Genomic DNA, 24108 nt, shown 5'->3' with positions numbered 1-24108 from the left:
CGGGCCTTGCGAGCCCCGCTCCGCGCCGCCTTCGGATCAGAACGGAATGTCGTCGTCCATGTCGCTGTTGCGGCTGGCGGCCGCCATCGGACGACGTGGCGCCGGTGATGAGGACGGACTGCTCATGCCGAAATCGCCACCGCCCGCGTCGTCGGCGAAATTGCCGCCGCCTCCGCCGCCACGGCCACCGAGCATCGTCAGCGTCGAGTTGAAGCCCTGCAGCACCACCTCGGTCGAGTACTTCTCGACGCCGCTCTGGTCGGTCCATTTGCGGGTCTGAAGCGCGCCTTCGATATACACCGTGGAGCCCTTCTTGAGATATTGCTCGGCGACCTTGCAGAGACCTTCATTGAAGATCACGACCCGGTGCCACTCGGTCTTTTCCTTGCGCTCGCCCGTCGCCTTGTCGCGCCACGTTTCCGACGTCGCAATGCTCAGATTGGCGATCGGCCGACCGTCCTGGGTGCGGCGGATCTCAGGGTCCTTGCCGAGATTGCCGACCAAAATCACCTTGTTCACGCTACCCGCCATCACACTCTCCCGCGGTTTTCAGAAATGACCGGACCGGTCCTGCCGACCGGCCTCTCGGCACAAGGTGGCTAACCCTTCCTCTGGCGCCGGACCCTATACGGTTGCCGCGCCTGCCACCTGCTTTCTCATTGCTTATCCACATATAGCAGGCCGAGGATGATCGTTCCAGTTTTGTTCGCAAACCTACGCCCACAACCAGACAGCGAGTTTCATGGAACCGAATGGAACCGCAGGGAACCCCGAGTTCCATGCATGGAACTGCCAAAAAGTTCCCCTGATCACGAAAAAGCGATTAACTTTCATTAACTTAGCCTGCCTTACATCCTCCTCGCCTGTGGCTTTTGGGAGACGGTATCCAGGGTTGAATCGCGTATATTTGCGGATGGAATGAGGCCGCTAACGCGGTCGCGCCACCTCTAAGGACGAGCGCCTCCGGGGACGAAATTCGGGGCGCCCAACGCGGGAGACTTGGGATGAAAAGAATCTTTCTTGCAGCAGCCAGCTTGATGGTCTTGGGGTCGCTGGCCCCCGCAGGGGCCGCCGACCTGGCTGCCCGCCCCTACACCAAGGCGCCGGTGGCAGCGCCCGCTCCGCTTCCGACCTGGGCCGGCTTCTATCTCGGTCTGCAGGGCGGCGGCGGCTGGGGTCGCAGCGATGAGACCTTCTTGGGCGCGCCGAACGCGGTCGGCTTCGCCGGCACGCAGCGCTACGACTTCAACGGCGGCTTCGCCGGTGGCGTGATCGGCTACAACTGGCAGGTCGACAACGTCGTGTTCGGCCTCGAAGGCGACTACCACTGGGCGGACATCAACGGCCGCTCGAGCGTGATCAACGCCGGCTTCGGTGACAGCTACTTCACCCGGCTGCGCGGCTTCGGCGACATCAAGGGTCGTCTCGGCTGGGCAGCTGGCCCCGCCCTGTTCTTCGTCAGCGGCGGTGCCACGGTCGGCGATCTGCAGCACCGCTACGATCCCGGCCTGTTCGGGGCTGCGGCCGGCGCGTCGCAGAACGATTGGCGCTGGGGTTGGACGATCGGTGCCGGCGCCGAATACATGTTCGCCCAGAACTGGTCGGCCAAGGTCGAGTACAACTACCTCGACTTCGGCACGAGCTCGCTCCAGTACACCCCCGCTGCGGGCAATCGGTCGGAGTGGAAGGACACCATCCACACCGTCAAGGCCGGCATCGTCTACCACTTCGGTGGCCCGAGCGTGTCGCGCTACTGATTGCTCGCTAGACGCGAATATGACGAAAGGCCGGCCTCGCGCCGGCCTTTTTTTGCCTGTCAGAACCGGCACTTGCTGAGCCGCTGTGTCGTTTGGGTGACGGCTTTTTGCGACGGAAGGGTCTATCAAGGCTCCGCGGGTGGGCGTTGGTGAGAGCGTGCGTGCGGGCGTCGGACTTGGTTTGGGGACTGCGATGAGAAGGCTGTTGCTGGGGGCGACAACCTCGTTGGCGCTGGGGCTTGCGCCGGCGATCGCAGCCGATTTGCCCGCGCGCACCTTCACCAAGGCGCCCGCGATGATCGCCACGATCTATGATTGGAGCGGCTTCTATCTCGGTTTGAACGCCGGTGGCGGCTCCGCCCGCACCTGCTGGACCAACAACGTCACTTTTGGCGGCGTCGCGGCGACCAATGCCGAGGGCTGCCACGACGCGACCGGCGCGCTGGCCGGCGGCCAGATCGGCTATCGCTGGCAGGCGGGCAGCTGGGTGTTCGGCGTCGAGGGCCAGGGCAACTGGGCCAACCTCAAGGGCAGCAACACCAGCCAGCTCGCGCCGGCAGTCACCAACCAGACCAAGGTCAACGGTGTCGGCCTACTCACCGGCCAGATCGGCTATGCCTGGAACAACGTGCTCTGGTACGTGAAGGGCGGCGCGGCTGTCGCGGGCGAAAAGTACAACGGTCTTGCGACTGGCACTGGGACGACCCTCGACCAGTTCAGCACCACCCGGTGGGGCGCCGCGGTCGGCACCGGGCTCGAGGTCGGCTTCGGCAAGAACTGGTCGGTCGGCGCCGAGTACGAGCACATCTTCATGGGCAACAAGGCCCTGAACTTCACCGGCGTCCCCGCCGGCGCGGCGACCCGGACGGACACGGTCGGCCAGGACGTCGACATGGCGACGGTGCGCGTCAACTATCGCTGGGGCGGCCCGGTCGTCTCCAAGCACTGAGCGCGCGGGCGCACGACGTCCCGTCCGCCGGCTTTCTGCGAACGCTCGATGGCCCGCGAGCCTTGTCTCGCGCGCCCTGCCCGGCGTCATCCCGCCTCGGTCGCGGCGTCATTTACGTCCGCTTAAGCACGATCGATACATCTGGCCGCGCCTGCTCGGCCATCACCGCTTTAGAAATCACTCTCTCCTACAACCAGCGACAAACGACACGCGGCCGGATCGGAGGGATCCGGCGGGACTCGTTCTGGGACTGGGGAGAGAACCAATGCAGAAGACTACCTTGATCGTGACTGCCGGTGCGGCCTTGCTCGGACTGGCTCCGGCATCGGCCGCCGACTTCGCGACGCGTCCGTATGGCAAGGCGCCGCCGCCGGCCTATGTCGCGCCGCTGCCGAGCTGGGCCGGCTTCTATCTCGGCATCAACGGCGGCGCCGATTGGAGCCGCAATTGCTGGACGCTGAATCAGGTCGGCGGCGTGCCCGTCGCACCGGCGCAGTCCGAAGGCTGCCGCAATGCGAGCAGCGGCCTGATCGGCGGTCAGGTCGGCTATCGCTGGCAGGCCGCCAGCTGGGTGTTCGGCCTGGAAGCTCAAGGCGACTGGACCGACCTGAAATCGTCGCAAGCCAGCACCGCAGCCCTCGCAGCCGGCATCACCAACAACACCAAGACCGACGCGATCGGCCTGTTCACCGGCCAGGTCGGCTACGCCTGGGGCAACGTGCTCTGGTACGTGAAGGGCGGCGCCGCGGTCACGCACAACAAATACACCGGGACCGCCAATGCAGCCGCGCCGATCGCCGTCGGAACGCAGTTGGACTCCGCCAGCGAGACTCGCTGGGGCGGCACCGTCGGCACCGGCGTCGAGTACGGCTTTGCGCCGAACTGGTCGGTCGCCGTCGAATACGACCACCTGTTCATGGGCTCGCGCGACATCACGTTCCCGGCCACTGCCCTGGTGAATTCGCGCGTCGACACCATCAAGCAGGACATCGACATGGCAACGGTGCGGGTGAACTACCGATTCGGCGGCCCCGCGGGCACCCGCTACTAAGCGAAAAAGCGGCTTCTCGGAGCCCTTCTGAAGGCCGGCGCCCGCGCCGGCCTTTTTCGTGTCAGGGCTTCGGCATCGGCGCGGCGCTTTTGTGTTAAATATTTGATTTATAACGCTTTTTACACCCTGTGGCAGGTGCGTTACAGCATCTCCGGGATGCCGCGTGTATGAACGTTTCATCGCTTGTCATTCCAACTCCTTGGGGGAGAATTTGATGAAGAAGTTGTTTGTGATCACGACGGCTCTCGTCGGCATCGCAACCGCCACGTCCGCTTCGGCGGCCGACATGGCCGTCCGCCCGTACACCAAGGCGCCGCCGATGATTGCTGCCATCAACGACTGGAGCGGCTTCTACCTCGGCATCAACGGCGGCTACGGCTCGAGCCGCAACTGCTGGACGCTCGTGAACGGCCCGACCGAGGGCTGCCACAACGCCACCGGCGGCACGATCGGCGGTCAGTTCGGCTATCGCTGGCAGATGAACTCGGTCGTGTTCGGCCTGGAGGCGCAGGGCAACTGGGCTGATCTCACCGGCAACAACATCAGCCCGGTGTTCGCGCCCGATCGCAACCGCACCAAGCTCAACGCCTTCGGCCTGTTCACCGGCCAGATCGGCTATTCCTTCGGCGACACCCTGATCTACGCCAAGGGCGGCGCGGCGGTCACCGACACCAAGTACGAGATCTTCTCCGGCGTGATCAACAGCGTGCTGGCCACCACGACCGTGCACAAGTGGGGCGCCACTGTCGGCGCAGGTGTCGAATACGCCTTCGCGCCGGGATGGTCGGTCGGCTTCGAGTACGACCACCTGTTCATGGGCAACACCAACGTCCCGTTCCGCGGCGCGGTCTTCACCCAGACCGACACCATCAAGCAGGATGTCGACCTGTTCACGGCCCGCCTGAACTACCGCTTCGGTGGCCCGGTCGTGGCGAAATACTGATCGACCGATCAACCGCGAGTTCCCAAAGGCCGGCGAAAGCCGGCCTTTTTTGTTGCCCGGATGACACCTTGATCCGCAGGCCACACCCGGAACCAAGCAATTGAGTCACAATGGCTTTCGGGAACCCGCCCGCAAAAACGCGGTTTGGCCGCGAGTGTGGCTTCAGGGTGACGGTAATCCGCACGGAACCCGGCTATAGGGTGATCGTCAACTTGAACGGGTGAGTCTGTTTCGTGCGTGAAAGCTTCGGTGCGACGCGGACTTCGAGGAATAAACTGGAGACAAGAATGAAGAAGATCCTGCTTGCGACCGTGGCCCTGGCCGCCCTGGCTGCTCCCGCTGCCGCTGCCGATCTTGCCGCGCGTCCGACCTACACCAAGGCCCCGGTTCTCGCGCCGGTTCCGACCTGGGGTGGCTTCTACCTCGGCGGCATGGGCGGTTACGCGACCACGGACAACGGCGGCATCCTGAGCCCGAAGGGTGGTTTCGCGGGCGGCACCGCCGGCTACAACTGGCAGACCGGCGCGTGGGTGTTCGGCGTTGAGGCCGACGCTGCCTGGGCCGACATCAAGGACTCGGTCGGTGGCGTTGTTCCGGGCTTCGGTGCTGTTGCCGTCGGCAGCAAGATCGACGCGACGGGTACGGTCCGCGGCCGCATCGGCTATGCCTTCAACACCGTGCTGGTGTACGGCACCGGTGGTTACGCCTGGGCCAACAACAAGATCAGCCTCTCGGCGCTGGGCGTCAGCGTCTCCGACTCGCAGTTCCTGAGCGGCTGGACCGCCGGCGGCGGCGTCGAGGTGATGTTCGCTCCGAAGTGGTCGGTCAAGGCCGAGTACCTCTACAAGAGCTTCGACGGCAAGACCTACTTCAACGGCGCTCTGCCGACCGGCAACCTGAACCTGCACAGCGTTCAGGTCGGCGTGAACTACCACTTCTAAGAACTGCGGCCTTCGGGCCAACGCACAGGCCTCCGCTCCACAAGGGCGGAGGTTTTTTCTTTGTCGAATCCGCTTCCCGATCGATCGCCCGGCCGCCCCCGCCAATTGCGGAGCGGTTCCGCTCCTGCCACTCGCTGCCATGTCGCGAGCGCATTGTTGATGATTCGCTCGGGGCACTGGAAATCCGGGCCCGTTCTTCCTACGTTCCGACGATACCTTTCCCCCTGGCGTCCGAGGGCCGGCTTCCGGCAGAACGCGCCTGCAACGATGGCGCAGCCCTGCGCCGTGGGACAATCGTCATGGATGAAGTGATCAAGGCCAAGCAGCGCGCGCAAGCCAATCAGTCGAGTCTGCGGGCGATCACCATCCGCGGCGCCCGCGAGCACAACCTCAAGAACGTCGACGTCGAGATTCCCCGCGACAAGCTCGTGGTGTTCACCGGCCTGTCCGGTTCCGGCAAATCCTCGCTCGCCTTTGACACGATTTATGCGGAGGGCCAGCGCCGCTATGTCGAATCGCTCTCCGCCTATGCGCGCCAGTTCCTGGAGATGATGCAGAAGCCGGATGTCGACCAGATCGACGGCCTGTCGCCGGCGATCTCGATCGAGCAGAAGACGACGTCGAAGAACCCGCGCTCCACCGTCGGAACCGTCACCGAGATCTACGACTACATGCGCCTGCTCTGGGCGCGCGTCGGCGTGCCCTACTCACCCGCGACCGGCCTGCCGATCGAGAGCCAGACCGTATCGCAGATGGTCGACCGCGTGCTGGCGCTGCCGGAGGGCACCCGCCTCTATCTGCTGGCCCCGGTCGTGCGCGGCCGCAAGGGCGAGTACAAGAAGGAACTCGCCGAATACCTCAAGAAGGGCTTTCAGCGCGTCAAGATCGACGGCACCTTCCACGAGCTCGCCGAGGCGCCCACGCTCGACAAGAAGTTTCCGCACGACATCGACGTCGTCGTCGACCGCATCGTCGTGCGCCCCGACATCGGCCAGCGCCTGGCCGAGAGCTTTGAAACCGCGCTGAAACTCGCCGAGGGTCTCGCCGTCGTCGAATTCGCCGACCCCGCCCCCTCCTCGTCATCACCGGGCCGCGCCGAAGGCGCGAGACCCGGTGATCCATCCTCTTCGAAAGAGATGGATGGCCGGGTCAAGCCCGGCCATGACGAGAAGAAGAAGGTGGCAAAAATCCACGACAAGAGCGGACCCGAGCGCATCCTGTTCTCGGAGAAGTTCGCCTGTCCCGTTTCCGGCTTCACCATCCCCGAGATCGAGCCGCGGCTGTTCTCGTTCAACAATCCCTACGGCGCCTGCCCGGAATGCGGCGGCCTCGGTGTCGAGCAGCATGTCGACGCCGACCTCGTGATTCCCGACAAGGACGTCACCCTGCGCAAGGGCGCGATCGCGCCGTGGGCCAAGTCGTCCTCGCCCTATTATTTGCAGACGCTGACCGCGCTCGGCAAATTCTACAAGTTCACCTTGGACACCAAGTGGAAGGACCTGCCGAAGAAGACGCAGAACGCTCTGCTGCATGGCTCCGGCGACGACGAGATCAAGTTCACCTATGAGGACGGCGTCCGCGCCTACGACACCAAGAAGCCGTTCGAGGGCGTGATCACCAACATCGAGCGCCGCTTCCGCGAGACCGAGAGCGAATGGGCGCGCGAGGAGCTCGGCAAGTACTTCAACGACGTCCCCTGCGCCGGCTGCAAGGGTTTTCGGCTGAAGCCGGAGGCGCTGTGCGTCAAGGTCGGCGGCAAGCATATCGGCGAGATCTCCGATCTCAGCGTTAAGGCCGCCGGCGAATGGTTCGCCGAGGTGCCGGCCCAGCTCAACGCGCAGCAGACCGAGATCGCGACACGCATCCTCAAGGAGATTCGCGACCGCCTGACCTTCCTGCTCGATGTCGGCTTGAACTATCTGACCCTCGCCCGCTCCTCCGGCACCCTGTCCGGCGGCGAGAGCCAGCGCATCCGCCTGGCGTCGCAGATCGGCTCGGGGCTCACAGGCGTGCTCTACGTGCTCGACGAGCCCTCGATCGGTCTGCACCAGCGCGACAATTCCCGCCTGCTCGATACCTTGAAGCGGCTGCGCGACCTCGGCAACACCGTGATCGTCGTCGAGCATGACGAGGACGCCATTCGCTTGGCCGACTACGTGCTCGACATCGGCCCGGGCGCGGGCACCCATGGCGGCCACATCGTCGCCGAGGGCACGCCCGCCGAGATCATGCGCAACCCGAAGTCGCTGACCGGCAAATATCTCACCGGCGAGCTCGAGGTCGAGGTGCCCGAACGGCGGCCGCCGAACCATCGCCGCACCATCAAGGTCGTCAACGCCCGCGGCAACAATCTGAAGAACGTCTCGGCCGAGATCCCGCTCGGCCTGTTCACCGCCATCACCGGCGTCTCCGGCGGCGGCAAGTCGACGCTTTTGATCGACACGCTCTACAAGTCGATCGCGCGCAAGCTCAACGGCGCCAACGAGGCCGCCGCGCCGCACGACCGCATCGAGGGCCTGGAGCACATCGACAAGATCATCGATATCGACCAGTCGCCGATCGGCCGCACGCCGCGCTCCAACCCCGCGACCTACACCGGCGCGTTCACGCCGATCCGCGAATGGTTCGCCGGCCTGCCGGAATCGAAGGCGCGCGGCTACGAGCCGGGCCGCTTCTCCTTCAACGTCAAGGGCGGCCGCTGCGAGGCCTGCCAGGGCGACGGCGTCATCAAGATCGAGATGCACTTTTTGCCGGATGTCTACGTCACCTGCGACGTCTGCAAGGGCAAGCGCTACAACCGCGAGACGCTCGACGTGCTGTTCAAGGGCAAGTCGATCGCCGACGTGCTCGACATGACCGTCGAGGAGGCCGCCGAGTTCTTCAAGGCCGTGCCGCGCGTCCGCGACACCTTTGAGACCCTGCGCCGCGTCGGCCTCGACTACATCCATGTCGGCCAGCAGGCCACCACGCTCTCAGGCGGCGAGGCCCAGCGCGTCAAGCTCGCCAAGGAGCTGTCCAAGCGCGCCACCGGCCGCACGCTCTACATCCTCGACGAGCCCACGACGGGCCTGCACTTCCACGACGTCAAGAAGCTGCTGGAGGTGCTGCACGAGCTCGTCGCGCAGGGCAACACCGTCGTCGTGATCGAGCACAATCTGGAAGTCATCAAGACCGCCGACTGGGTCATCGACCTCGGCCCCGAAGGCGGCGACGGCGGCGGCGAGATCGTCGCCTGGGGCCCGCCCGAGGACATCGTCAAGGCGCCGCGCAGCTACACGGGGCAGTTCCTGAAGCCGGTGCTGGAGAAGTCAGCCAAGCCGAAGAAGCGCGGCCGTGGGGCTGCGAGCGAGGCAGCGGAGTAGCGCAGCCGTAGCCCGGATGAGCGATAGCGACTCCGGGTTCTCCTCGGACGTCGGCGATGACCCCGGATATCGCTGGGCTCATCCGGCTACGCGGACAATGGATGTTAGTTACGCCGTCATTGCGAGCGCAGCGAAGCAATCCAGGGCAGAGCGCAAGGGTCTGGATTGCTTCGCTGCGCTCGCAATGACGGTCGGGGCGGCAGCCGTCGCCTCAAACGGAAGCCCGCCGCTCAGCCAAGAGCGACGGGCTCGATCGTTGCTCTACAAGCTCAACTCACCACCGATAATATCCGCTACGCGTCCCATTGTTGTTGCCCCACGGGCCGACGTCGCCCTGGGTTGAGCTCGGGGTCGGGTGGTTGGTGCCGTTGTAGCCGGCGCCCCAGCCCGGGCCGGCATAGGGGCCGGGTGCGACGGCGACGTAGCCTTCCTCGTAGACTGGGGCCGGCGCCCAGGCGAAGGAGTCGCGGTAGGCATAGGTGCTGGTGGTCTGGCCGCCATAGCCGTAGCCGCCCGGGCCGTATTCGCCGGCCGTGGCGCCGACCGTGCCCGTCACCACCGTCGCCGCAGCCAGCGCGGCCATCGTGATCATGCGCATGAACTTGCTCCGTTGTTCCTAATTGAATCGGGGAACAAACGACGGCACCGCAGAGGAGGTTCCGGTGGTCGCTCCAACAATTGTGCGACACAACGCGGCGCTCACATTCGAGCGAGGCCGTAATCCGCCCACTCCTCCGTTCAGACGTGCTCGTCCGTTCAGGCGCAACAAACCCGCCGCTCGTGTCCGAGCGACGGGTTTGCTGAACTCACACCGACGCCATTAAGGCGGCGATGCTGTTACCACTGGCGATAGATGCCGGTCTGCGTGCCGTTGTTGTTGCCCTGCGGGCCGACATCGCCCTGGGTCGAGCCCGGAGTCGGATGGTTGGTGCCGTTGAAGCCGCGGCCCCAGGCCGCCGGACCCGGTGCGTAGGCCGGTGCCTGCACGGCGCCATAGACCGGCTCGGAATCATAGCTCTGCGCCGGCGGCACGAAGGCCATCGAATCGTTGTAGCGGGCATAGCCCTGCGCGGACGCGGCGGCGGTACCGATGACGAGGGTTGCCGCGGCGAGCGCCGCCATCTTGATCGTGCGTTGCATGTTGTTCTCCTTGCTTTCGTGCGGGTCAACGGCCGCATTGCGGCACCGTTCCGCAGCGCACCCTCACAAAAGCCGTGATGCAAACGTGATCGGCGAGATCGCTTCATCCCCTTGCAGCCGTCGATCGACACGCATGGAAAAAGGCGCGACACGCCGTCCGCATCGCGCCTCCACAATCTTCGCCCGCGCCGCCGCAGCGATCGCACTAAAGCATGATCCGGAAAAGTGCGCAGCGGTTTTCCGAAAAGATCATGCGCAAACAATAACCTAAAGCGCGATGAAGATTCATCCTGATCTCATCGCGCTTTAGGCCGCCACAGCCACCGCACGCGGCCGCGCCACGCCGGTCGTGCTGGTACCCGGCAGATCCGGGCCGACCGTTCCGATCACGTGCTGGAAATATACGTCCTGCATCGAATGCATCAGGCCGGCCTCGTCGGTCCATGTCGGCACCGACTGCAGCGTCGCCGCGAACACATCGGGATTGCTCGGCACGATCTTGGTGTAGCCGAGCTTGGCAGCGACGGGCTCCAGGGCCAAGATGCCGACATAGAGCAGCGTATCCGTATCTTCGAGGCTCGGCCCCGGCGCCGGATAGGTCGTCTGCAAGGTGGCGAGATCAGCCCAGCCCATCGGCACCGCGTCGTATTTGTTGACGGCGGCGTAGTAGGTAAAGCTCGCGAAATCGCTTGCAAACGCAGCGTTCCACATCGTCGGGGATGCAAACGTGTGCGGCCACAGCGTGTAGGAGACAGCACCGGCCTTCGGCAGCTGATCCTGCAGCCAGGCGGTCGCCGCCACAGCGAGCGCGCCGCCGAGGCTGTGCCCGGTCACGATCAGATCGAGCGGAGCGGCCTTGGCGAGACTGCGCAGATAATCCAGCAGCGAGATGTCGGTCGCCGGATCGGTCAGCCCGATGGCCAGCGCCAGCGCGCCGTTGAGACCCGACGAGATCTGCGGCTGCGACGCGGCCGGCAGTGACGGCTGCTGCGGATACAGGAACGGCACCATGAAGAACGCCTCGAGGTCGGCGCCGACATTCTCGAACGCCGCCGACACCGAGCCGTCGACATCGGTGCCGCGAAACGCCAGTGCGTAGCTGCCGTCGGCGCCCTTCGCGACATAGGCGAGCACGCCATCATTCACGGCCGGGCCCCAGCACAAGGACCAGGGTCCGTTGGCCGGGCCGGCGGGGATCTTCTGCAGGAAGGTCGCGAAGTCGCTGGCCTGAACGACGTCGAGCGCGTCATCGATATAGGCGAAGTAGGACAGATAGGCGGCTGCAAATTTGTTGAACGGCATCTGAAATCTCGCTGCTGTTGAATGATACAAATAATTCAAATCAAATGAAGCGACGGACTCCGTCCGTCGCTTCATCACCCTAGGCCATCTCCCCCCGACGCGCACATCACAACATGTTCAACCCTGGATCGTTGCCGTGCCCGGAGCGCGCGCCGGGTGTCGTCGGCCTGATCAGTTGCCGCGGGAGGCCGCCATTGCTAAGTGCGAAGCGGCCCGCGGTCTCTCACATGGTCGCCGGTCAAACGTCCGCCCTCGTCGCCTCAGGTCCGATGCCCTACTCTCTCGTCATCTTCGATCTCGACGGCACCCTGGCCGACAGCTTCCCGTGGTTTCGCCGCAACGTGAATACGGTCGCGGCGCGCTATCGCTTTCGGCCGGTGGTCGATGAGGATGTCGAACGTCTGCGTCATTCCTCCACGGCAGAGGTGCTGAACCATCTCGGCGTTGCCAGGTGGAAGCTGCCGTTGATCGCGCGGCACATTCGCTGTCTCAAGACTGAGCAGGCCGCCAGCATCCCGCTGTTTGGCGGCGTCGAGACGACGCTGGCCACGCTGGCCGATGCGGGGCTGCAATTGGCGCTGGTCTCATCGGACACCGAGGCCAATGCGCGCCAGAAGCTCGGCGCCTCGGCCGCGCTGTTCACCGCCTTCGACTGCTCGGCCGCGCTGTATGGCAAGGCACGCAAGTTCAGGCGCGTAGTCAAGCGCATTGGCGTGGCCCCGGCCGAGGCGATCGCCATCGGCGACGAAACCCGCGACATCGAGGCCGCGCGCGCGGCCGGCATCGCCTTTGGCGCGGTGACCTGGGGCTATGCCGCCGAGAAGGCGCTGCGCGACCGCCAGCCGGAGCTGGTGTTCACGCGGATGGACGAGATCGTCGAGAAGCTGGTGGCGAAGGCCAGCTCGTAGCTCACCTGCGCAGAAACGCGCCGAACGCGCGCGGGCCGTCGCCGACCTTGATCTCGGCCGTCACCTTCAGCGCCGCGACGTCGATGATGCTGAGCATGTTGCTCTCCCAATTGGCGACGATGATGCGCTGGCCATCGGCCGTGGCCTCGATGCCCTCGGGATAGTCGCCGACGGTGATGCGCTTGATCGGCTGCAGGCTGGCGATATCGAACACGCTCACCGTGCCGTCATACTGATCGGTGACGAAGCCCCTGCCCTGTGCCAGCGCCACGGCATAGGGCCGCAGGCCGGTCTTGATGCGGCCGATCTCACGGCCGTCGGCAAGATCGATCACCGAGACGTCGTTGGAGCCGACATTGGCCGTGTAGGCGCGCTTGCCCTCGGCGTCGATGGTGACGCCGAACGGCCGGGTGCCCACCTTGATGGTCTTGAGCCGCTGCCGCGTGGCGGCGTCGATCACCGAGACCATGTCGTCGTCGCGATCCGCTGACAGCAGCAGCTTGCCGTCGGGCGTCAGCGCGAGCCCCGAGGGCGAGGCGCCGACCGCGATGCTGCCGGTGACTGTCAGCGTCTTCGCATCGATCACCCGGATCGCCGCGTTGTACCAGTCGGCGACGTAGACCGTCACTCCGTCAGGCGCCACCGCGATCCCGAGCGGCCCACCGCCGACCTCGACGCGGCCTATGACCTTTCGCGCGACCGCATCAATGACGCTGACCGCCTTGTCATCGGGGCTCGCGACATAGGCGAAGCGGCCGTCGGCGGCGACGGCGACACCGGCCGGCTTGCCGCCGATCGGAATCGTGGCCACGGGCTTGGCGCTTGCGAGATCGACGATGGTGAGATCATCGCTGAGCTGGTTGGTGACGAAAGCTTCCTCGGCGTGGAGCGGGATGGTGCCAAATAGAAAAGCTCCGAGAACGCCAGAGATCAGACGTCGTGCTCTCCGATGAAGCCGAGATAGCACGTCATCGACGGTGCGCCCCCTCGCCCCGCTTGCGGGGAGAGGGTTGGGGTGAGGGGGACTCTCCGCGAGTCCGGTGTTTGAAGAGTCCTCTTCACCCGGATTGCATGTTCGACGCAATCTGAACGCGGGATCATACGTCAGGTCGCGAACACTTCCCGTGCGGACGCCCCTCACCCCAACCCTCTCCCCGTGAAGAACGGGGAGAGGGAGCACAGCGCTTGCTGGGAGACACGAGTGATTCATCACTGTCACTCTGTCAGGTCAGCTCCCGCTCTCCACCTTCTTCTTCAGGCCTTCGAGCCCGCCCTTGTACAAGCCGCTCACCGCATTCACAGCGGCCTCGTCGCTGAGCTCCGGCGGCGGGTCGTTGTTGGGGAAGCCGCGGTAGAAGGCGCCGGTCCATTCGACCACGCTGCCCTTGCCGTCGGCGCTCGGCGTCACCGCGATGGTCGACGAGTAGTTCGTCACCGGCAGCACCTTCACGTCGACGGCGGTGATGCGATACGAATAGCTCATCTTCTCGGCGTCGTATTTGTAGAGCTCCTCGTCGACGGTGGCGCCGCCCTTCAGGGTCAGCTTGCGCGTCGCGCCGATCTCGTTGCCCTTGTCGCCCTCGGTCTTGTCGACGATGCCGAGCCAGCTCATGTCCTGGAAGTTGCCCATGACAGCCCACACCTTGGCGGGCGCGGCGTTGATCTCGACATGCTCCTGCACCTTGCGCCGGGTGGGGCCGTGCGCATCCGCAGTGGTCAGGGCCGAAATTGTCAGAGCCGTCGTTGCGATCGCGAGCGCCGCCGTCGCGGTCAGCGCCTTGCCGAACACCATCCTCATCTCGTTTCCTCGGTCACTTTCATTGGCCCGCGCATCCGGCACGGGCAGCGCATCTTTGCACCGCAGCGGATTGTTGCAACAAAAAAGACCGTGTCGTGGCCGCCTCAATTCGCGCCGCAACAGCGCTTGAATTTCCGGCCGGAACCGCACGGACAGAGATCGTTGCGGCCGGTCTTGGCAAGCGAGGCGAACGGATTCGGAATGTCCTCGAAAGAGGGCGTGCCGGGCAATGGCCCCCCGCTGTTCCGGTATTGATACAGGGTCAGGACCGCATCGCGGATGTTTCTCGGCGCGTTGCGACTGAGATTTCGATATTCGACGGGATCCGGATCGTCGTCGAGAGTCGCACCGATCATCGTGATCAGGCCCAGCGCGGCGATGGCGACTTCGCCCCCAACCAGCTCATAGGCATCGAATCGTTGGCGACGCAGATCCGTGGCCCTGGCAAAGCCGTCGATCCACAGCTCCCACACCACATCGCCAGTGTCGGGATCGACCGGAAAACGCGGCTGATACAGCTCCGGCGTGCGCGCCAATGTGCGCGCAATGGCGTCGTGATAGGCCCTCACCAGGTCCAGCACCGCATTGGCATGATCGATGCTGGCAAACACCGTGCGCTGTCCCTTGCCGAGACCGAAAGCGACCGCGAACCACTCGCCGGGCGGCACCTGTTCGGGCAGGATCAGCAGACCGGCGATAAAGCCGTCGAGCTCCTCCAGCACCATCGCCCGGTCGTCGAGCGCGAGCAGCGCCTGCTCCAGCGCCACGTGAGAGTTGGTCTGATCCGCCATCTGCAACCCTGCTCTTGCCGCGCCGACATCCCGGCCTGATTTGCCCGGCGGCCACGCGACGCAGCCGTGAGAGGGCCGTTTTGACACCAAACCGATGCTGCGCGCAAAACCTAAATTTCACCGCACAATCAATCGGATCACCGCTGTCCAGTCCCGCCGCGAAAAATATTCTCCTTTCGTCTTTATCGAATTTCGGTTTTCCTGTCCCCGTCCTGCTCTCACGAGAGGGGCGCTTCGCGGTCGTCACGGGCGTGGAGGGCGGGATGCGATGGACGTCACGGGCCCGGCGCTTTTGCGCAAGACGACGGGCCGCGGGGCGGACGGCGAAATCGTGTGGTCCTGACCTCCCGACGCTGAGGTCAAATCGCGGGCGTTGCTGACGCGGCGCTTGCGATGACGGTGGCCAGAAAGCCCGGTGCACCGAGGAGAGCGCGTATAAGCCGTTAAAACCGTCGCGCAGGGAAGGCCGGTTGCTCGGCCAATCCTGTGGTGACTGCCGCCTGCTTTGTTTTCTGCAGGCGGGCCATGGGTGCGGCCTGCACCCGGCCTTCCCTGCGCCCTCTCATCGGTGAGGGCGGAATGACAGTCAAAGCTCGGGTGCGGATGCATCGCGATAACGAGGATTCATGTCTCTTCGTCAACGCAAGTCACTCCGCGAGCACGCCCTGCACGAACCCATCCGGATCTCTGCAGAACTCGCGCAGCGCCTTGAAATGATCGGTGTCCTGCACCGCGACCTTCTCCAGGCCGTACTTCGTCAACCGCAGCAGCGTGGCGCCGGGATAGGCCATCAGCACCGGCGAATGCGTCGCCATCAACACCTGGCAGTGTCCCGCTTCGTCCATCCGCCGCATCAGCTTCAAGAACTCGATCTGCCGGGCCGGCGACAGCGCCGATTCCGGCTCGTCGAAGATGTAGAGGCCCTGGCGCCGGCAGCGCTCCTCGAAGAAGCGCAGGAAGCCCTCGCCGTGCGAATGCGACAGGAAGTCGGGCGGCGGCCCGCCGACGTCCAGCGCGGCCTCGTCGAGATAGCGCGCGACCGAGAAGAAGCTTTCGGCGCGAAAGAACCAACCGCTTGTGACCTTGGGCAACCAACTGGCGCGGAATGCGTCAGCGAGCGCACCACCCATGCGTTCCACCGCCCGACTGTGGTTGACCGGCATGTAGCCCTTGCCACCGCCCGCCTCGTCATAGCCGGCGAGCGCCGCGATGCCCTCGAGCAGCGTCGACTTTCCCGTGCCGTTCTCGCCGACGATGATGGTGATGGCATGAGAAAAATTCAGTTCGAAATCGTCCAGCAGGAATGGCAGGCAGAACGGGTACGCATCACGATCGGCGATCTTGGCCGGATCGAGCCACAGCCGCTTCAGATAGGGTGCGGGCAGCCGGATCTCACGCTGCTTCCTCGCCATGATGCTTTCACAACCTCAATGACACGACCGGCAATGTCGCACATCGCGGCGCAATCGACCAGCGCCCGCAGCGCGCTACGCCACCACCTCCAGCACCAGCTCCATGGTCATCAGCACCGGATTGTCGCCGCGCACCAGCCGTCCGTGTGCCAGCGCGCCGGTGTAGTCGACGAGCGCGACGTCGAGCGTAGCTTCGAGACCATCCGTGCCGGGCGCAATGGTGCCGGCGGTGATCGTCAGCTCGGTGGCGAACGGCTCGACGACGGAGCCATCAACAAACCGCGCTCCGATGGTCGAGCCGACGCCGCCGTGGACCAGGGCTTTGCGGATGCCCTGCGCTTGGCAGAACGCTTCGAGGCAGCCGGCAAAATCCTGGTTCGGCCGCAGCCGCAGCGCGAAGGCGCGGCGGTCCGTGGTGGCACCACTCGGCGCTGCCGCCACCGGGCCGAACAGCTTGAACCCCGTCTCGGGATCAGGCTCCGCAGTGAAGATCGCGCCATCGAGACCGAACGCCGCGACCTCGAACGGCTCGGCAACGACGGTCTCCTCGGGCAGGATGTGCCCACCCCCGGCGCGACCACCCTCTTCCGTCCAGAGTGCGTGACAATGAAAGAACGGCCCGCCGTCGCGGGCGCCCAGCGTCATCGTCGCAGTCGTCAGCTGCGTGACACCCGCGGGCCGATAGGTCTCGCTGTAGAACGCGGCATGGTCAGGCGTCTTCGACAGCGCTGGCATCACATAGGCGAACGGCCCGAGCGCGCCGCGCTTGATGTCGAGCACCCCGCCGGCAAAGCCATGCGCCGCAAAGCCGCGACGCGCCGCTTCGAGCAGCGGCACGCCCGGCTCCATCGTGAAGGTGAACGCGCGGCCGCGCGCCTCCACCCATTGGATGCGGTCCGCAATGGGCGTGCCGGGCTGGGTGATGGATCGCATTCCGCGTCAGCCCTGCTTGGTGAGATCGAGCAGCCCGCGCGCCTCGAGCTCGTCGCGCACCAGGCGCTTCGGGATCTTGCCGTAGCCGGACTTCGGCAAGCTGTCCCAGAAGAAGAAGCGCTTCGGCATCTTGTAGCGCGGCAGCTTGGTCGCGAGATAGCCGGCGATGTCGCTCTCGCTCGGCGCTTTTGCGCCTTCGCGCGCAACGCAAACGGCGACGCCGACCTCGCCCCACACGGGATCGGGCACGCCGAGCACCGCCACCTCGCCGATATCAGGGTGTGTCAGGATCTTTTCCTCGACCTCGCGCGGATAGATGTTGGAGCCGCCGGAGATGTACATGTCGGACGCGCGGCCGGTGATGTAGACAAACCCCTGCGCGTCCATGTGGCCGAGATCGCCGGTGCGGAACCAGCCGTCGCGGAACGCCTTCGCGTTGGCTTCGGGATTGTCGTAATAGCCGGCGAACACCGCCGGACCGATGACGCAGATCTCGCCGGTCTCGCCGGGCTTGAGCTCGCGTCCCCCATCGTTCTGGATCGAGACCTGCATGCCCGTGCGCTCATAGCCGCAGCTGCCGATCCGCGCCTGCGGCCCATCCTCTTCCTCATGGACCGCAGCCGGCAACACCGTGATGTTGCCGGTGACCTCGCCGAGGCCGAAATACTGCACGATGACCTTGCCGAGCCGCGCCAGCGCGCGCTTCTGGTCCTCGCGATACATCGGCGCGCCGGCATAGATGACGTGGCGCAGCGAGGAATGATCGAACTGGTCGACGGCGGGATGCTCGACCATCATCTTCAGGATCGTCGGCACGGTGAAGAGATTGCTGACGCGATGCGTCTCGATCAGGCGGAAGGCCTCCGCGATGTCGAACTTCTCGCTCGGCAGCAGCACCGTCTTGGCGCCGCGTGCGCTCTGCATCAGCTGATGCACGCCGGCGCCATGCGACAGCGGTGCCACGACAAGCGAGGCGTCGTTCTCGGTCGTGCCCGGAGTCAGATCGGCGAGATGGTTGGTGATGACGAACGCCATCTGGCCGTGGGTGAGCACGGCTGCTTTCGAACGCCCGGTGGTGCCCGAGGTGAAGAAGAACCAGCAGGGATCGTCGTGCTCGACCGCGGCATTCGGAACGTCAGTGCCGGCGTGGGCCTTCATCGCCTCGGCAACGGAGCGCGAGCCGAGAGTGCCGCCCTCGCCGATGCGCCAGGTGAACGCTGCTGTCGTCACCGCCGCTGCATGCTCGGGAAAATCGCCATGGCAGAGAAACGCCCTGGCGCCCGAGGCGGTGGCGAGATAGGCGACCTCATCCGGCATCAGGCGGAAATTGGTGGGCACCCAGACCGCGCCGAGCCGGAACGCGGCGAACATCGAGACGAACATCTCCTCGCAGTTCTTGGAATGCACGAGGATGCGATCGCCCTTGGCGATGCCCTGCTCGGCCAGCGCGGCCGACAGCGCCGACACCATCGCGTCGATCTCGCGCCAGGTCCAGGCGCGCTCACCCCACACGAAGCCGATGCGCTCACCGAGCCGGCGGCCGTTCTGGGTGACGATATGCGCGAGATTCATCACCCGGCGGGACGTGCGCAGCTGTGTCATCGACGCGCCCTCGTGCTGATAACGCGGATGAATAGCCCCGTGACCAGATTCATATGGCAGCGTCCCCTCGATCGATCCATCGGGCGATCTCAGCCGCCCGTTACCATCCGGCCTGTTTATCGTGCTCCGCCACAGCCTCGCAAGCGCGGCTTGCCCATCGCTCCCATGCGGTCAGGTCGTTCGAACGAATGCGGAGCCCGTGCGACAAACCCGTGCCGGCCGCGCATTTCCCCATTTCAGCGCGCGCCGAATCTGATTTGAGGACACCCATGATCGATCGTCGCTTCCTGCTTCTCGGCCTTTTCGGCGTGCTCGCCACCCCATCGCTGCACGCGCAGACCTCCGTCAGCGATCCCGCCGGCATCATGACCGCGATCTACACCCGCGTGGCCAAGGGCAAGGGCGAGGACGGCGGCAACTTCGTCATCGCGGATAAGGCGGCACGCGCGAAGTATTTGTCGAAAGCGCTGGCGGCCCAATGGGCCAAGATGGATGCGCGTACGCCCAAGGGCGAGGTCGGCGCGGTCGATTTCGATCCGATCACCAATTCGCAGGATCCGGACGTCGCCTCGTTCAAGGTGGTTTCAGAGAAGCAGGAGGCCGACAAGGCCACCATCGCCGTCACCATCACCGGCCATCGGCTAGAGCGCAAGGAACAGGCCGACAACGTCATTCGTTACGACTTCGTGCGCGATGAGGGCCAATGGAAGATCGACGACATCCGCGGCACCGTCGACGGCAAGCCGTGGTCAATCCGCGACATGCTGGCCGAGTTCATCAAGCAGACCGATAAACCGAAACGAAGGTAGAGCCCAAGAGGAGCGACCATGACCGCCGTTCGCGACAACAAGGCCGAGAGCCGCTTCGAGCTCGACATCGACGGCAACGTCGCCTTTGCCAATTACCGCGCGACGCCGCAGGCGGTCATCATCACCCACACGGAGACGCCGCGTCCGCTGCGCGGGCGCGGCATCGGCTCGGAGCTGGTCAAGGGCGCGCTGGAGCTGATCCGCGCCGAGGGTCACAAGGTCGCCGCGGGCTGCAGCTTCGTCGCCGACTACCTCCGCGACCACCCGGAGAACCGTGACATCATGGCCTGACGGTCCGTAGAACTACCGAGCAGGACAAGTGGAGCGCCCGGATTAACGTAATGGCTACCCGGATGGATCAGCAATCCCCCGCCGAACAGACAACCAGACCGATGGGGAGAGGCTCATGTTCATCACCGCCATTTTCGACTTTTTCAAGCGCTACACGCACTACCGCGCCCAGCTCGCCTGCCTCGAGGGGCTCGACGATCGCACGCTGCGCGACATCGGCGTCAATCGCGACCAGATGTATGCGCAGGCCTGGGAACGCGCCGCGCTCGTGCGCGCCTGAGATCCTTGCACGCCGCCGCCTATCAGGAGATCAGAAACGACAAAGGCCCGCACGATGGCGGGCCTTTCGCTTTTGGACGGCTGAGCCAAGATCTTTAGTGCTTGATCTCCGGCGGCAGCTTACCGCCGTTCGCCGCAAGCTTGCTCATCACCTGCTTGTGCAGCCAGACATTCATGCTGGCGGAGTCGTTGGTGTCGCCGCTGTAGCCGAGCTCCTTGGCGAGCTCCTTGCGCGCCGCGAGGCTCGAATCGATGTCGAGCGCCTTCATCAGGTCGACGATCGAGGTGCGCCACTCCAGCTTCTCGTGCTTGGCGGCCGCGGCCTTGTCGACGATGTCAGCTACATCCACGCTCTGCGGCGCTGCAGCAGGGGCAGCCGCCGGAGCCGCAGCCGTGCCACCTGCGGGCGCGGTTCCGCCTGCAGCCGGCGTGCTGCCGCCGGCCGGCGCAGCCTCGGCATGATGGCCGAAAATCGCGCCCATGATCTTTCCGAAAACGCTCATCAGTGGCTCCCAATGGATAGAGATCGAATGAAGAACTCGGTCGGCGGTGTTCCGTTGCGGAGCTGCCCGTCACAGCTCCTTCGCGCGGCGGTCACCTGCCAGCCCGAACACGGCGACCGTTGTGAAGCTTACCGAAGGCAGAATGACGGCGGAATGACTTTGTCCAGGGAATGCTCAGCTTCGTCGCGCTCTCCGGCCGTTCTAATGCACTGCGACATTCACATCCCTCACCGAGGCGTGAGTAGGCGGCGTCACGTTCCCCATTATGCTTCTCACTTCCGTTCGCGAATGGCCGTCCCCAGGGTTCGTCGCGTTTGGCCATTCGCGATCCGTCCAACGACAAGCGCAGCCCTGCCTGCGTGGTTGGGAAGCGCCTCACAAGGCATGAGGGAGCGAACGATAATGGCCACCTATCACAGCAATGTCGCCGCACATGTTCGGCCTGCCGACGAGGTCGCGGCCGAGATCACCATTCGCACGATCGACTTCTCGAGCCTCATGCGCGCGCTGCGGCTCGGCTGGGATGATTTCAAGGCTGTTCCAAGCCACGCCGTGATGCTGTGCGCGATCTATCCCGTGCTCGGCCTGGTGTTGGCGCGCGCCGTGTTCGGCTATGCGGTGCTGCCGCTGCTGTTTCCGCTGGCGGCCGGTTTTGCCCTGCTCGGCCCGTTCGCCGCGCTTGGCCTCTACGAGCTGTCGAGTCGCCGCGATCGCGGCGAGGAAGCGAGCGCGTGGGATGCCTTCGAGGTGCTGCGCTCGCCCTCGTTCGGCTCGATGCTCGGTCTCGGCACCCTGCTGCTGGCGCTGTTCGTCACCTGGGTCGCGACGGCGCAGGCGATCTACGTCGCGGTGTTCGGCTATGGCGGCGCGTCGGGCGTGAGCGATTTCGTTCAGCGCGTCTTCACCACGCCGCAAGGTTGGTGGCTGATGGCGGTCGGCTGCGGCGCCGGCTTCCTGTTCGCGCTGCTGGCGCTGTGCCTCAGCATCGTCTCCTTCCCGCTGATGCTCGACCGGCACGCCGGCGCGCTCGAAGCGGTTGTGACCTCGTTGCGCGTAGTTGCGAAGAACCCTGTCGCCGTCGCCACCTGGGGCCTCATCGTCGCGGTGCTGCTGGTCGCCGGCACGATCCCGTTGTTCCTGGGCCTCGCCGTCGTCATCCCCGTGCTCGGCCACGCCACCTGGCACCTCTACCGCGAGGCGATCGCGATCCATCCGGACGCCGCCAGGATCGTGCCGCCAGCGCCGCGTGCGGCGAAGCCGGCCGCGGATTTCCCGGCCAATCTCTTCCCATGGCGTTCGCGTGATCAGATGTAAGGATGATTCCATGGATGCGTTGATGCCGCCGGCCTGCCGGCCGGCGGTGGTGTCGCGAAACGAACCAGCGGAGCCTGGAGGCTCGGCGGCAGCTCACGCAAACCGACATCATCGTGATCGGACGGCCTTGTTGCTGCCGCGGTTACGCCCGACATGGAGCAGGTCCCCGATCCTATTTGATGTCATTGCCGTCCAGGTGTTTCGATGATTGCTCGCGTTCTGACGACCTCCGCTTTTGCCTGCCTCGCCACCCTGCTCACCCTCTGCTCCCCTGCCAGCGCCGCCGTTCCATGCGGCAGCGGCAGCTTCGATGCCTGGCTCAGTGAGTTCAAGACCGAAGCTACGACAAAAGGGATTTCGCAGAACGCGATCAACGCCGCGCTCACCGGCATCACGCCCGACCAGAGTGTGCTCAACCGCGACAAGAGCCAGAAGGTGTTCAGCCAGACCTTCGAGGAGTTCTCGGGCCGCATGGTGCCGCCGCGCCTGACCCGTGGCTCGAACATGATGAAGCAGTACGGATCGGTGCTGTCGCGGATCGAGCAGGCCTATGGCGTGCCCGGCGAGGTGCTGGTTGCGATCTGGGGGCTCGAGACCGATTTCGGCGTCAACGTCGGCAAGTTTCCCACCATCCGCGCGCTCGCGACGCTGGCCTATGACTGCCGCCGCGCGGAGCAGTTCCGTGGCGAGCTGCTGGAGGCGCTGCGCATCGTCGATCGCGGCGATCTGCAGCCGGCCGAGATGCGCGGCGCCTGGGCCGGCGAGATCGGGCAGACGCAGTTCATGCCGTCGTCCTGGATCAAATACGCCGTCGATTTCGACGGCAACGGCAAGCGCGACCTGATCCGCAGCGCGCCCGACGTGCTCGCTTCCACCGCCAACTATCTGAAGGGCTATGGCTGGCAGAAGGGCAAGGATTGGGAGCCCGGCAGCCCCAATTTCGCGGTCATCCAGCAGTGGAACAAGAGCGAGGTCTATGCGCGAACGATCGCGACCTTTGCAACCCAGCTGGCGCGCGCGCCATAGGATTGGACAGAGAGACGGCCGATCGCGGGAGGCGACCGGCCGGTCCTTCGATCGTGCGATCGATGCAGCTGTTACTTGATCATCCCGACATGCATCGCCTTGGTCAGATGCATGCTGCAGGCCCCCATCTTGCCGCTCAGCAGCGCGTCTTGCGCCGCCGCGATCTCCTTCTGGGCCTCCCAGCGGGCATCGCCATCGGCCATCGCTTCGATCGCCGTCTCGGTCTTTTCCAGATTGGCCCCGCTGCAGCCGGCGCCGTGCATCCTCGCCGCCTGAACCGGTCCAATCGCAACAACTGCCGCAGTGACGAGCGCGGCCCCCAACAGTTTGCTGTTCATTGTTCTTCCTCGCTGTGCGACGGCGTCGGCATCATCGCCGATCACCGCGACACTTTGTCGCACCACGCTCGGAGTCTCGCGAAATGAAATCCCTGCGAGCACGCCGTGATCGCGAACGTCCGTTAGAGGATTACCTCACAAACACTGAACCGTTGTTCACCCGCGTTCATCCATGCATTCACAGGTGGGACATCAGGCGACGGGCACGCACCGCTGGCAGGTGTGGCGACCTCCCAGGGATCGAGCCTCAGGGACCAATAAAATCAAACGAGCGATTGAAAGCCGCATGATTACGGGGCTTTTCGTCATTCGCTCAACCGCTGGGCGGCCCTGCCCGATTCTTACCCAAGCGTTACTCAAGCTATGCGCCGGCGGTTTAGCTGCATCGCAACATCAGCGCTTCTGCATCGCAACAATCTCTTCTATGTTCATTTCAACGATGAGGTTCCAACGAAGAACTGAATCGCGAACTAAAGGAGATTTCTCATGTTGCTCTCGCTCATCCGCATGGTTCAGGCGTTCCGTGAGTATCAGCGCAACGTTGCCGAGCTGTCGCAGCTCAGCGATCGCGAGCTCGCCGACATCGGTCTCGACCGTTCGGACATTCCGCGCGTTGCTGCTGGTCACTACAACGGCTGATCAGCCACCTTCCGATATCG

The 24108-nt window shown here is 64.8% G+C and carries 25 protein-coding genes; 13 read left to right on the top strand and 12 right to left on the bottom strand.

Features of this window, described 5'->3' with window-relative positions; all coding sequences use genetic code 11:
- Positions 1-36: 36 nt before the first annotated feature.
- A complete protein-coding gene (locus tag BRAD285_RS15030) occupies positions 37-531 on the bottom strand; it encodes a single-stranded DNA-binding protein (RefSeq protein WP_006609349.1) in 495 nt (164 codons plus the stop codon).
- A gap of 473 nt (positions 532-1004) precedes the next feature.
- Here BRAD285_RS15030 and BRAD285_RS15025 point away from each other — a divergent pair, with 473 nt between their 5' ends.
- The 6 genes from BRAD285_RS15025 to uvrA all read left to right on the top strand — a co-directional run bounded on the left by BRAD285_RS15025 (position 1005) and on the right by uvrA (position 9003).
- Entirely contained in the window at positions 1005-1757 is a 753-nt protein-coding gene (locus BRAD285_RS15025; protein ID WP_006609350.1) for an outer membrane protein, read from the top strand.
- 193 nt (positions 1758-1950) lie between these two features.
- Positions 1951-2706, top strand: a complete 756-nt coding sequence (locus tag BRAD285_RS15020; RefSeq protein ID WP_006609351.1) for an outer membrane protein — start codon at positions 1951-1953, stop codon at positions 2704-2706.
- 265 nt (positions 2707-2971) lie between these two features.
- Entirely contained in the window at positions 2972-3757 is a 786-nt protein-coding gene (locus BRAD285_RS15015) for an outer membrane protein (RefSeq protein ID WP_006609352.1), read from the top strand.
- Positions 3758-3971: 214 nt separating this feature from the next.
- Positions 3972-4700, top strand: coding sequence for an outer membrane protein (locus BRAD285_RS15010; protein WP_006609353.1), 729 nt, complete (start codon positions 3972-3974; stop codon positions 4698-4700).
- Positions 4701-4987: 287 nt separating this feature from the next.
- A complete protein-coding gene (locus tag BRAD285_RS15005) occupies positions 4988-5641 on the top strand; it encodes an outer membrane protein (RefSeq protein WP_006609354.1) in 654 nt (217 codons plus the stop codon).
- A gap of 299 nt (positions 5642-5940) precedes the next feature.
- Positions 5941-9003 carry an excinuclease ABC subunit UvrA gene (gene uvrA / locus BRAD285_RS15000; RefSeq protein WP_006609355.1) on the top strand — a complete coding sequence of 1021 codons (3063 nt, stop codon included), beginning with the start codon at positions 5941-5943 and terminating at the stop codon, positions 9001-9003.
- Positions 9004-9277: 274 nt separating this feature from the next.
- On the opposite strand, the gene BRAD285_RS14995 is transcribed toward uvrA, so the two are convergent.
- The 3 genes from BRAD285_RS14995 to BRAD285_RS14985 form a co-directional block, all read right to left on the bottom strand.
- Positions 9278-9601 carry a hypothetical protein gene (locus BRAD285_RS14995; protein WP_006609356.1) on the bottom strand — a complete coding sequence of 108 codons (324 nt, stop codon included), beginning with the start codon at positions 9599-9601 and terminating at the stop codon, positions 9278-9280.
- A gap of 239 nt (positions 9602-9840) precedes the next feature.
- Positions 9841-10143, bottom strand: a complete 303-nt coding sequence (locus BRAD285_RS14990) for a hypothetical protein (RefSeq protein ID WP_006609357.1) — start codon at positions 10141-10143, stop codon at positions 9841-9843.
- A 306-nt stretch (positions 10144-10449) separates the two neighbouring features.
- A complete protein-coding gene (locus BRAD285_RS14985; RefSeq protein ID WP_035644434.1) occupies positions 10450-11445 on the bottom strand; it encodes a hypothetical protein in 996 nt (331 codons plus the stop codon).
- Positions 11446-11714: 269 nt separating this feature from the next.
- Here BRAD285_RS14985 and BRAD285_RS14980 point away from each other — a divergent pair, with 269 nt between their 5' ends.
- Positions 11715-12353 carry an HAD-IA family hydrolase gene (locus BRAD285_RS14980; protein ID WP_006609359.1) on the top strand — a complete coding sequence of 213 codons (639 nt, stop codon included), beginning with the start codon at positions 11715-11717 and terminating at the stop codon, positions 12351-12353.
- A 1-nt stretch (position 12354) separates the two neighbouring features.
- Here the strand turns inward: BRAD285_RS14980 and BRAD285_RS14975 are convergent, their stop codons facing one another.
- From BRAD285_RS14975 to BRAD285_RS14950, 6 genes are all read right to left on the bottom strand, one after another.
- On the bottom strand, positions 12355-13287 hold the full coding sequence (locus BRAD285_RS14975; RefSeq protein WP_050886722.1) for a cytochrome D1 domain-containing protein: 933 nt from the start codon (positions 13285-13287) through the stop codon (positions 12355-12357).
- Positions 13288-13581: 294 nt separating this feature from the next.
- Positions 13582-14151 carry an SRPBCC family protein gene (locus BRAD285_RS14970; protein WP_006614314.1) on the bottom strand — a complete coding sequence of 190 codons (570 nt, stop codon included), beginning with the start codon at positions 14149-14151 and terminating at the stop codon, positions 13582-13584.
- A 104-nt stretch (positions 14152-14255) separates the two neighbouring features.
- Positions 14256-14942, bottom strand: coding sequence for a UPF0149 family protein (locus BRAD285_RS14965; protein WP_006614315.1), 687 nt, complete (start codon positions 14940-14942; stop codon positions 14256-14258).
- A gap of 647 nt (positions 14943-15589) precedes the next feature.
- Entirely contained in the window at positions 15590-16354 is a 765-nt protein-coding gene (locus BRAD285_RS14960) for an AAA family ATPase (RefSeq protein ID WP_006614317.1), read from the bottom strand.
- 75 nt (positions 16355-16429) lie between these two features.
- The gene (locus tag BRAD285_RS14955; RefSeq protein ID WP_006614318.1) at positions 16430-17287 is read right to left on the bottom strand and encodes a PCC domain-containing protein; all 858 of its coding nucleotides are present in this window, start codon (positions 17285-17287) and stop codon (positions 16430-16432) included.
- 6 nt (positions 17288-17293) lie between these two features.
- On the bottom strand, positions 17294-18889 hold the full coding sequence (locus BRAD285_RS14950; protein WP_006614319.1) for an acyl-CoA synthetase: 1596 nt from the start codon (positions 18887-18889) through the stop codon (positions 17294-17296).
- 269 nt (positions 18890-19158) lie between these two features.
- On the opposite strand from BRAD285_RS14950, the gene BRAD285_RS14945 reads away from it, so the two are divergent.
- The 3 genes from BRAD285_RS14945 to BRAD285_RS14935 all read left to right on the top strand — a co-directional run bounded on the left by BRAD285_RS14945 (position 19159) and on the right by BRAD285_RS14935 (position 20269).
- Complete coding sequence (locus BRAD285_RS14945) at positions 19159-19698, top strand: DUF3828 domain-containing protein (RefSeq protein WP_006614320.1); 540 nt, start codon at positions 19159-19161, stop codon at positions 19696-19698.
- A gap of 18 nt (positions 19699-19716) precedes the next feature.
- Complete coding sequence (locus tag BRAD285_RS14940; RefSeq protein ID WP_006614321.1) at positions 19717-19989, top strand: GNAT family N-acetyltransferase; 273 nt, start codon at positions 19717-19719, stop codon at positions 19987-19989.
- Positions 19990-20104: 115 nt separating this feature from the next.
- Entirely contained in the window at positions 20105-20269 is a 165-nt protein-coding gene (locus tag BRAD285_RS14935) for a DUF1127 domain-containing protein (RefSeq protein WP_006614322.1), read from the top strand.
- A gap of 94 nt (positions 20270-20363) precedes the next feature.
- On the opposite strand, the gene BRAD285_RS14930 is transcribed toward BRAD285_RS14935, so the two are convergent.
- The gene (locus BRAD285_RS14930; protein WP_006614323.1) at positions 20364-20771 is read right to left on the bottom strand and encodes a DUF3597 domain-containing protein; all 408 of its coding nucleotides are present in this window, start codon (positions 20769-20771) and stop codon (positions 20364-20366) included.
- Between the two features lie 402 nt (positions 20772-21173).
- Between BRAD285_RS14930 and BRAD285_RS14925 the strand changes: the two genes are divergently transcribed.
- Both BRAD285_RS14925 and BRAD285_RS14920 read left to right on the top strand, forming a co-directional pair.
- Positions 21174-22085 carry a DUF2189 domain-containing protein gene (locus BRAD285_RS14925; protein ID WP_006614324.1) on the top strand — a complete coding sequence of 304 codons (912 nt, stop codon included), beginning with the start codon at positions 21174-21176 and terminating at the stop codon, positions 22083-22085.
- Between the two features lie 204 nt (positions 22086-22289).
- Positions 22290-23111, top strand: a complete 822-nt coding sequence (locus tag BRAD285_RS14920; RefSeq protein ID WP_006614325.1) for a lytic transglycosylase domain-containing protein — start codon at positions 22290-22292, stop codon at positions 23109-23111.
- A 71-nt stretch (positions 23112-23182) separates the two neighbouring features.
- Here the strand turns inward: BRAD285_RS14920 and BRAD285_RS14915 are convergent, their stop codons facing one another.
- Positions 23183-23449 (bottom strand): hypothetical protein, encoded by a 267-nt coding sequence (locus BRAD285_RS14915; protein WP_006614326.1) that lies wholly within the window; start codon positions 23447-23449, stop codon positions 23183-23185.
- A 486-nt stretch (positions 23450-23935) separates the two neighbouring features.
- Here BRAD285_RS14915 and BRAD285_RS14910 point away from each other — a divergent pair, with 486 nt between their 5' ends.
- Complete coding sequence (locus BRAD285_RS14910; protein WP_006614327.1) at positions 23936-24088, top strand: DUF1127 domain-containing protein; 153 nt, start codon at positions 23936-23938, stop codon at positions 24086-24088.
- The last annotated feature ends 20 nt before the right edge of the window (positions 24089-24108 follow it).

It is taken from the genome of Bradyrhizobium sp. ORS 285 (genome assembly GCF_900176205.1).
Taxonomy (GTDB): domain Bacteria; phylum Pseudomonadota; class Alphaproteobacteria; order Rhizobiales; family Xanthobacteraceae; genus Bradyrhizobium.
Note: the sequence above shows the minus strand (reverse complement) of the source record. Positions and strands in the feature narration are given on the sequence as shown.

What these genes read in the sequence shown, in the direction of transcription:
- BRAD285_RS14980 (WP_006609359.1), top strand. Translation starts at nt 11,715, where the DNA reads ATGCCCTACTCTCTCGTCATCTTCGATCTCGACGGCACCCTGGCCGAC.
- BRAD285_RS14925 (WP_006614324.1), top strand. Translation starts at nt 21,174, where the DNA reads ATGGCCACCTATCACAGCAATGTCGCCGCACATGTTCGGCCTGCCGAC.
- BRAD285_RS14945 (WP_006614320.1), top strand. Translation starts at nt 19,159, where the DNA reads ATGATCGATCGTCGCTTCCTGCTTCTCGGCCTTTTCGGCGTGCTCGCC.
- BRAD285_RS15030 (WP_006609349.1), bottom strand. Translation starts at nt 531, where the DNA reads ATGGCGGGTAGCGTGAACAAGGTGATTTTGGTCGGCAATCTCGGCAAG.
- BRAD285_RS15010 (WP_006609353.1), top strand. Translation starts at nt 3,972, where the DNA reads ATGAAGAAGTTGTTTGTGATCACGACGGCTCTCGTCGGCATCGCAACC.
- BRAD285_RS15020 (WP_006609351.1), top strand. Translation starts at nt 1,951, where the DNA reads ATGAGAAGGCTGTTGCTGGGGGCGACAACCTCGTTGGCGCTGGGGCTT.
- BRAD285_RS14955 (WP_006614318.1), bottom strand. Translation starts at nt 17,287, where the DNA reads ATGCGATCCATCACCCAGCCCGGCACGCCCATTGCGGACCGCATCCAA.
- BRAD285_RS14970 (WP_006614314.1), bottom strand. Translation starts at nt 14,151, where the DNA reads ATGAGGATGGTGTTCGGCAAGGCGCTGACCGCGACGGCGGCGCTCGCG.
- uvrA (WP_006609355.1), top strand. Translation starts at nt 5,941, where the DNA reads ATGGATGAAGTGATCAAGGCCAAGCAGCGCGCGCAAGCCAATCAGTCG.
- BRAD285_RS14920 (WP_006614325.1), top strand. Translation starts at nt 22,290, where the DNA reads ATGATTGCTCGCGTTCTGACGACCTCCGCTTTTGCCTGCCTCGCCACC.
- BRAD285_RS14960 (WP_006614317.1), bottom strand. Translation starts at nt 16,354, where the DNA reads ATGGCGAGGAAGCAGCGTGAGATCCGGCTGCCCGCACCCTATCTGAAG.
- BRAD285_RS15005 (WP_006609354.1), top strand. Translation starts at nt 4,988, where the DNA reads ATGAAGAAGATCCTGCTTGCGACCGTGGCCCTGGCCGCCCTGGCTGCT.
- BRAD285_RS14910 (WP_006614327.1), top strand. Translation starts at nt 23,936, where the DNA reads ATGTTGCTCTCGCTCATCCGCATGGTTCAGGCGTTCCGTGAGTATCAG.
- BRAD285_RS14935 (WP_006614322.1), top strand. Translation starts at nt 20,105, where the DNA reads ATGTTCATCACCGCCATTTTCGACTTTTTCAAGCGCTACACGCACTAC.
- BRAD285_RS14995 (WP_006609356.1), bottom strand. Translation starts at nt 9,601, where the DNA reads ATGCGCATGATCACGATGGCCGCGCTGGCTGCGGCGACGGTGGTGACG.
- BRAD285_RS15025 (WP_006609350.1), top strand. Translation starts at nt 1,005, where the DNA reads ATGAAAAGAATCTTTCTTGCAGCAGCCAGCTTGATGGTCTTGGGGTCG.
- BRAD285_RS14990 (WP_006609357.1), bottom strand. Translation starts at nt 10,143, where the DNA reads ATGCAACGCACGATCAAGATGGCGGCGCTCGCCGCGGCAACCCTCGTC.
- BRAD285_RS15015 (WP_006609352.1), top strand. Translation starts at nt 2,972, where the DNA reads ATGCAGAAGACTACCTTGATCGTGACTGCCGGTGCGGCCTTGCTCGGA.
- BRAD285_RS14940 (WP_006614321.1), top strand. Translation starts at nt 19,717, where the DNA reads ATGACCGCCGTTCGCGACAACAAGGCCGAGAGCCGCTTCGAGCTCGAC.
- BRAD285_RS14985 (WP_035644434.1), bottom strand. Translation starts at nt 11,445, where the DNA reads ATGCCGTTCAACAAATTTGCAGCCGCCTATCTGTCCTACTTCGCCTAT.
- BRAD285_RS14930 (WP_006614323.1), bottom strand. Translation starts at nt 20,771, where the DNA reads ATGAGCGTTTTCGGAAAGATCATGGGCGCGATTTTCGGCCATCATGCC.
- BRAD285_RS14950 (WP_006614319.1), bottom strand. Translation starts at nt 18,889, where the DNA reads ATGACACAGCTGCGCACGTCCCGCCGGGTGATGAATCTCGCGCATATC.
- BRAD285_RS14965 (WP_006614315.1), bottom strand. Translation starts at nt 14,942, where the DNA reads ATGGCGGATCAGACCAACTCTCACGTGGCGCTGGAGCAGGCGCTGCTC.
- BRAD285_RS14915 (WP_006614326.1), bottom strand. Translation starts at nt 23,449, where the DNA reads ATGAACAGCAAACTGTTGGGGGCCGCGCTCGTCACTGCGGCAGTTGTT.